General features: G+C 69.8%; 8 protein-coding genes. All 8 read left to right on the forward strand.

The window, feature by feature from the left end; translation table 11 throughout:
• Positions 1 to 108: 108 nt before the first annotated feature.
• Positions 109 to 570 (forward strand): fluoride efflux transporter FluC, encoded by a 462-nt coding sequence (locus ACP4J3_RS19925; RefSeq protein WP_426536193.1) that lies wholly within the window; start codon positions 109 to 111, stop codon positions 568 to 570.
• Positions 567 to 947 carry a DUF190 domain-containing protein gene (locus tag ACP4J3_RS19930; RefSeq protein WP_426536195.1) on the forward strand — a complete coding sequence of 127 codons (381 nt, stop codon included), beginning with the start codon at positions 567 to 569 and terminating at the stop codon, positions 945 to 947. Before ACP4J3_RS19925 ends, ACP4J3_RS19930 begins: the two co-directional genes overlap by 4 nt.
• On the forward strand, positions 944 to 1,318 hold the full coding sequence (gene crcB, locus ACP4J3_RS19935; RefSeq protein WP_426536197.1) for a fluoride efflux transporter CrcB: 375 nt from the start codon (positions 944 to 946) through the stop codon (positions 1,316 to 1,318). The genes ACP4J3_RS19930 and crcB overlap by 4 nt, the downstream gene beginning before the upstream one ends.
• Before the next feature lie 94 nt (positions 1,319 to 1,412).
• Positions 1,413 to 2,249 (forward strand): undecaprenyl-diphosphate phosphatase, encoded by an 837-nt coding sequence (locus ACP4J3_RS19940; RefSeq protein WP_426536199.1) that lies wholly within the window; start codon positions 1,413 to 1,415, stop codon positions 2,247 to 2,249.
• 157 nt (positions 2,250 to 2,406) lie between these two features.
• Positions 2,407 to 3,084 (forward strand): FadR/GntR family transcriptional regulator, encoded by a 678-nt coding sequence (locus tag ACP4J3_RS19945; protein WP_426536201.1) that lies wholly within the window; start codon positions 2,407 to 2,409, stop codon positions 3,082 to 3,084.
• Complete coding sequence (locus ACP4J3_RS19950; RefSeq protein ID WP_426536203.1) at positions 3,081 to 4,520, forward strand: amino acid permease; 1,440 nt, start codon at positions 3,081 to 3,083, stop codon at positions 4,518 to 4,520. The genes ACP4J3_RS19945 and ACP4J3_RS19950 overlap by 4 nt, the downstream gene beginning before the upstream one ends.
• Before the next feature lie 50 nt (positions 4,521 to 4,570).
• Positions 4,571 to 5,587 carry an asparaginase gene (locus tag ACP4J3_RS19955; RefSeq protein ID WP_426536205.1) on the forward strand — a complete coding sequence of 339 codons (1,017 nt, stop codon included), beginning with the start codon at positions 4,571 to 4,573 and terminating at the stop codon, positions 5,585 to 5,587.
• 144 nt (positions 5,588 to 5,731) lie between these two features.
• On the forward strand, positions 5,732 to 6,000 hold a 269-nt coding region (locus ACP4J3_RS19960), incomplete at its 3' end, for a lyase family protein (protein ID WP_426536207.1).

Below are 6,000 nucleotides of genomic sequence, written 5' to 3' on the forward strand. Positions count from 1 at the left end.
CGGTGGGGCCCGCCGTACCCGAACCGCGGCAGTGGTGCCGCCAACGGTCCCTACTTGCAGTCGCGAGGCCCGCATGCCCGGGCCCAGGCGAGTAGGAGACGTACGACCATGACAGCCCCGGACACCGAGAGCCTCCGCGCCCCCGTCCGCCCCTCGCGCCGGACGGCGTGGCGGACCCAGGCGCCGATCGTCGCGGTGGTCGCCGTCGGTGGCGCCGTCGGCGCCACCGCCCGCCACGCCCTCTCCCTGTGGTGGCCGGCCCCGCCGGGCGGCTTCCCCTGGGCGACCCTGTGGACCAATGTCGCCGGCTGCGCCGTGATCGGCGTCTTCATGGTGGTCATCACCGACATATGGGCCGCCCACCGCCTCGTCCGCCCCTTCTTCGGCACCGGAGTCCTCGGCGGCTTCACCACCTTCTCGACATACGCCGTCGACATCCAGAAGCTGGTGGACAGCGGCCACCCGCGCACGGGGCTGGCCTACCTCGCCGCGACCGTGATCGCGGCACTCACGGCCGTCTGGCTCGCGGCGGCGGCCACCCGCCGCGTCCTGAAGTGGAGGCAGCCATGACCAGGCTGACCGGCAGGGCCCTGCGACTGACCGTGTTCATCGGCGAGCACGACACCTGGCACCACAAGCCCCTCTACTCGGAGATCGTGCACCGCGCCCACACGGCCGGCCTCGCGGGCGCCAGCGTCTTCCGCGGCATCGAGGGCTTCGGAGCCTCCTCCCTGATCCACACCACACGGCTGCTGTCCCTGAGCGAGGACCTGCCGGTCGCGATCGTGATCGTCGACACCGAGGAACGCGTACGGGCCTTCCTGCCGCAGCTCGACGAACTCGTCACCGAAGGACTCGTCATCCTCGACGACTGCGAGGTCATCCGGTACATCGGCCGCGACGACACCGCGCGCGATCCGGACACGAAAGGTAAGAAGTCGTCGTGAACTGGCTCCTGGTGATCGCGGGCGCCGCCGTGGGCGCACCCTTGCGCTATCTCACCGACCGCGCGGTGCAGTCCCGGCACGACTCGGTGTTCCCCTGGGGCACCTTCGTCGTCAACGTCGCCGGCTCTCTGATCCTCGGCCTGCTCACCGGCGCGGTGGCGGCCGGCGCCGCGAGCACCCACGTCCAGCTGCTGCTCGGCACCGGCCTGTGCGGCGCCCTGAGCACGTACTCGACCTTCTCCTACGAGACCCTGCGGCTGACCGAGACGGGGGCCGGGCGCTACGCCGTCGCCAACGTCGTGGGCAGCGTGGCCGTGGGCCTCGGCGCCGCGTTCCTGGGCGTGTCGGTCGCCCAGGCGGTGTGGGCGTAAGACGCCACGGCGGCGTCGATGGCCAAGGGCCACACCCGCACCTGGTAGGACAGTGGGCACCCGCTGTCCCACCGACCCCCCGGAACTGGATCCCATGAGCGCCATCAGCGTCGGTCAGGCCGTCGTCCTCGGAGCCCTCGAGGGGGTGACCGAGTTCCTGCCCGTCTCCTCCACCGGCCATCTGAAGATCGCCGAGGGGCTGATGGGCATCCCCGTCGACGACGGCGCGGTCGTCGGGTTCTCGGCCGTCATCCAGGTCGGCGCGATCGCCGCCGTACTCGTGTACTTCTTCAAGGACATCGTGCGGATCGTCTCCGCCTGGCTGCGCGGGCTGCGGGACAAGGAGGAGCGGTACCACCACGACTACAAGTTCGCCTGGTGGGTGATCTGCGCGACCATCCCCATCGTCGCCGTGGGCCTGGCCGCCAAGCCGCTCATCGAGGGGCCGCTCGCCTCCCTGTGGGTGGTCGCGGGCTCGCTGATCGCCGGCAGCGGGGTGATGTGGGCGGCGGACCGGATGGGACGGCACAAGCGAGGGGAGGACGACACCTCCTTCAAGGACGCGATGCTCGTCGGCAGCTCCCAGATCCTCGCCCTGCTCTTCCCGGGCTTCTCCCGCTCCGGCGCCACCATGTCCACCGCGCTGATGCTCGACCTGGACCGCGTCGCCGCCACCCGGCTGTCGTTCTTCCTCGGCATCCCGGCCCTGACCGGCGCCGGAATCTACGAGCTGAAGGACGCCCTCGGCACCGGCACAGGTGCCCTGCCGCTGGCCGTCGGCACCGCCGTCTCCTTCGTCGTCGCCTACGCCTCCATCGCCTGGCTGCTGAAGTTCGTCGCCCAGCACTCCTTCAACGCCTTCGTGATCTACCGGATCGTCGTCGGGCTGTTGCTGTTCGGGCTGCTGGGCGCCGGAGTGATCAACAGTTGAGCGTCGGCGCGGGCGTGATTTGGGCCGTCGAGCGTCACGGCCGGTGAATCTCTCCCTCGGCCTCCCTTGACACCACCCACGGCTCACCCGGAGTATCTGTCCCGTGAACCTGTCAGACAGCCGGACAGCCGGACAGCCTCCGCGACGTGTCAGCGCCATGGAAGCGGTGCTGGCGCATCTGCGCGACGCCATCGAGCGCGGCGAGTACGCCGTCGGCGACAAGCTCCCCTCCGAGGCGGAGCTGTGCCGCACCCTGGAGATCAGCCGCCCCGTGCTGCGCGAGGCCCTGCGGGCCCTGCAGACCATGGGCCTGACCGTCTCCAAGACCGGCAAGGGCACCTTCGTCGTCGCCAGCGCCGTCGAGGATCCCACCTTCGGTGACTACTCGGCGAGCGACCTGCTGGAGGTGCGCCGCCACGTCGAGATCCCGGTCGCCGGGTACGCGGCGGTGCGCCGCACCCCGGAGAACCTCGACCACCTGGCCCATCTGCTCGACCGCATGGAGCGGGAGACGGACACCACCGCGTGGGTCGCGATGGACACCCTCTTCCACCTGGCCGTGGCCGAGGCCGCCCAGAACCCGGTGTTCCGCCGGGTCATCGAGGAGATCCGCGACGCACTGGCGCGTCAGTCGGCCTTCCTCAACGAGCTGGGCGGCCGCCGCGAGCAGTCCAACCGGGAGCACCGGGCGATCGTGGAGGCGCTGATCGACGGTTCCGAACTCGACGCGACGGACGCCATGGCGCACCACCTCGACCGCGTCGAGACGACCCTCACCGACATCGTGCGCCCACCGCGCACGGGCAGCAGCACGGAAGGCGGACCCGAGGCTTGAGCGAGCAGCACCTCAAAGAAGAGACGCGCCCCTCGGCCGGTCACGTAGACGCCGGAGACCACGGCTACAGCAAGTCGCTGAAGGCCCGGCACGTCAACATGATCGCCATCGGCGGAGCCATCGGCACCGGCCTGTTCCTCGGGGCCGGCGGCCGGCTCGCCGACGCGGGACCGTCTCTGTTCATCGCCTATGCGGTCTGCGGCCTGTTCGCCTTCCTGGTCGTCCGCGCCCTCGGCGAACTCGTCCTGTACCGGCCCTCCTCCGGCGCCTTCGTGTCGTACGCCCGGGAGTTCATGGGGGAGAAGGGCGCGTACACGGCGGGCTGGATGTACTTCCTGAACTGGGCGACCACCGGCATCGCCGACATCACCGCGGTGGCCACCTACACCCACTACTGGGGCATGTTCTCCGACATCCCGCAGTGGGTGATCGCCCTCATAGCCCTCGCGGTCGTCCTGACCGTGAACCTGATCTCGGTCAAGATCTTCGGCGAACTGGAGTTCTGGTTCGCCATCATCAAGGTCGGCGCACTCGTCGTCTTCATGCTGATCGGCATCTTCCTGCTGGTCACCCAGCAGCCCGTGGACGGCCACACCCCCGGCCCGTCCCTGATCAGCGACAACGGCGGCCTCTTCCCCAGCGGCCTGCTCCCGATGCTGCTGATCATCCAGGGCGTCGTCTTCGCCTACGCCTCCGTCGAGCTGGTCGGCGTCGCCGCCGGTGAGACCGAGAACCCCGAGAAGATCATGCCGAAGGCGATCAACTCGATCATGTGGCGCGTCGGCCTGTTCTACGTCGGCTCGGTCGTGCTGCTGTCGATGCTGCTGCCCTGGTCCTCGTACAAGGCGGGCGAGAGCCCCTTCGTCACCGTGCTGTCCAACATCGGTGTCCCGGCGGCCGGCGGCGTCATGAACCTGGTCGTCCTCACCGCGGCGATGTCCTCGCTCAACTCCGGCCTGTACTCCACCGGCCGCATCCTGCGCTCCATGGCGATGTCCGGCTCCGCCCCGAAGTTCACCTCGGTGATGAGCCGCAGCCAGGTCCCGTACGGCGGCATCCTGCTGACCAGCGGTATCTGTGTCCTGGGCGTCGGGCTCAACTTCGTCGTCCCCGCCGAGGCGTTCGAGATCGTGCTGAACTTCGCGGCGATCGGCATCCTGGCCACCTGGGGCATGATCATGGTCTGTCACCTGCTCTTCTGGCACAAGACCGAGAAGGGCGAACTCACCCGCCCCGGCTACCGACTGCCGGGCTCCCCCTGGACCGAACTCGTGACGCTGGCCTTCCTCGCCTGTGTCCTGGTCCTCATGTACGCCGACGGAGGCGCCGGCCGCACCACCGTGCTGTGCCTGCCGCTGATCGTCGCAGCGCTGGTCGCCGGCTGGTACGGCATCCGCGGCCGAGTCGGCCGCACCGCAAGCAAGGCCGACGCGTGACCCGCGCGCCGGTCGACGGCCCTTCCTCGACCCACGACAACCAGGCAGTGATGTACAGAAGTTCCATAGCGGACGCACCCCTTGTCCGCGAGCCCCTGCACGCCCCCGTCGCCCACCTCGTACGTGGCGGAATGACCGAAGGCATCCACTACGGCTCCGTCGTCGTCCTCGGCGACGACGGAGCCGTCCGGTTCCAGCTCGGTGACATCGAGGCCGCGTTCTATCCGCGCTCCGCGCTCAAGCCCGTCCAGGCCGTCGCCATGGTGCGGGCCGGGCTCCCGCTGGACGGTGATCTGCTGTCCCTTGCGGCTGCCAGCCACTCCGGCGAGGAACGCCACCTCGCCGGGACGCGGCGGATCCTGGAACTCGCCGGGCTCACCGAGGAGCATCTGCGCAACGTCCCGGACATGCCGTTCGATCCGGTCGTGCGGGACGCGTGGGTGCGCGAGGGCCGACTGCCGTCGCCGCTCGCCCAGAACTGCTCCGGCAAGCACGCAGCGATGCTGTACGCCTGCCGGCTCAATGGCTGGTCTCTTGAGGACTACCTCGACCCTGGGCACCCCCTTCAGCAGGCGATCGCCGAGATCGTCGAGGACCTCACCGGGCAGCGCATCGCACAGGTGACCGTCGACGGGTGCGGGGCGCCGCTGTTCTCCGTGTCGCTGCATGGGCTCGCCCGTGCGGCGGCCCGCATCACCACCGCGGCGCCGGGTACGCCCGAGGCGCGGGTCGCCGACGCGATGCGGGAGCACGCGGAGATGGCCTCTGGCAGCGGGCGGGATGTGGCTGCTCTGATGCGGGCCGTGCCGGGGCTGTTGGTGAAGGACGGCTTCGAGGGCGTCCAGGTCGCCGCGCTGCCGGACGGGCGGGCCGTTGCCGTGAAGATCGCCGACGGGGCGAATCGGGCGCGGGTGCCTGTCGCTGCGGCGGCGCTTGCGTGGGCGGGCGTGGATCCGGGGCTGCTCGCCGAGTTCCAGGGTGAGGCGCTTCTTGGGGGCGGCCGGGAGGTCGGGTGTGTGCGGCCCGTTCGCTCCTTGGAGCCCGTTGTTGTTTCGGCTTGCACCTAAGGATGTGCCGGAGTTCTTGTGCGGCGGCTGCGGGTTGTTTGTGGCTGGTCGCGCCCGCGCGGCGGTAGCCGCAAATCGATAACGCCCCGCGCCCCTTTCAGGGGCGCTGACCCTCACCTTCTCAGAAAGAAGAACCGTTTCCTCATGAACGCCGCCATCCGTAGCGAACACGATCTGCTCGGTGACCGGGACGTTCCCGCTGATGCGTACTGGGGTGTGCACACCCTGCGCGCGACCGAGAACTTCCCGATCACCGGCACCCCGATCTCCGCCTACCCGCATCTCATCGACGCCCTTGCCGCCGTGAAGGAGGCCGCCGCGCTGGCGAATGAGGAACTGGGGCTGCTGGAGCCGGCGAAGGCTGCTGCGATCGTCGCCGCGTGCCGGGAGATCCGGGCCGGGAAGCTGCACGA

It is taken from the genome of Streptomyces sp. UG1 (assembly GCF_049974585.1).
Taxonomy (GTDB): Bacteria; Actinomycetota; Actinomycetes; order Streptomycetales; family Streptomycetaceae; genus Streptomyces.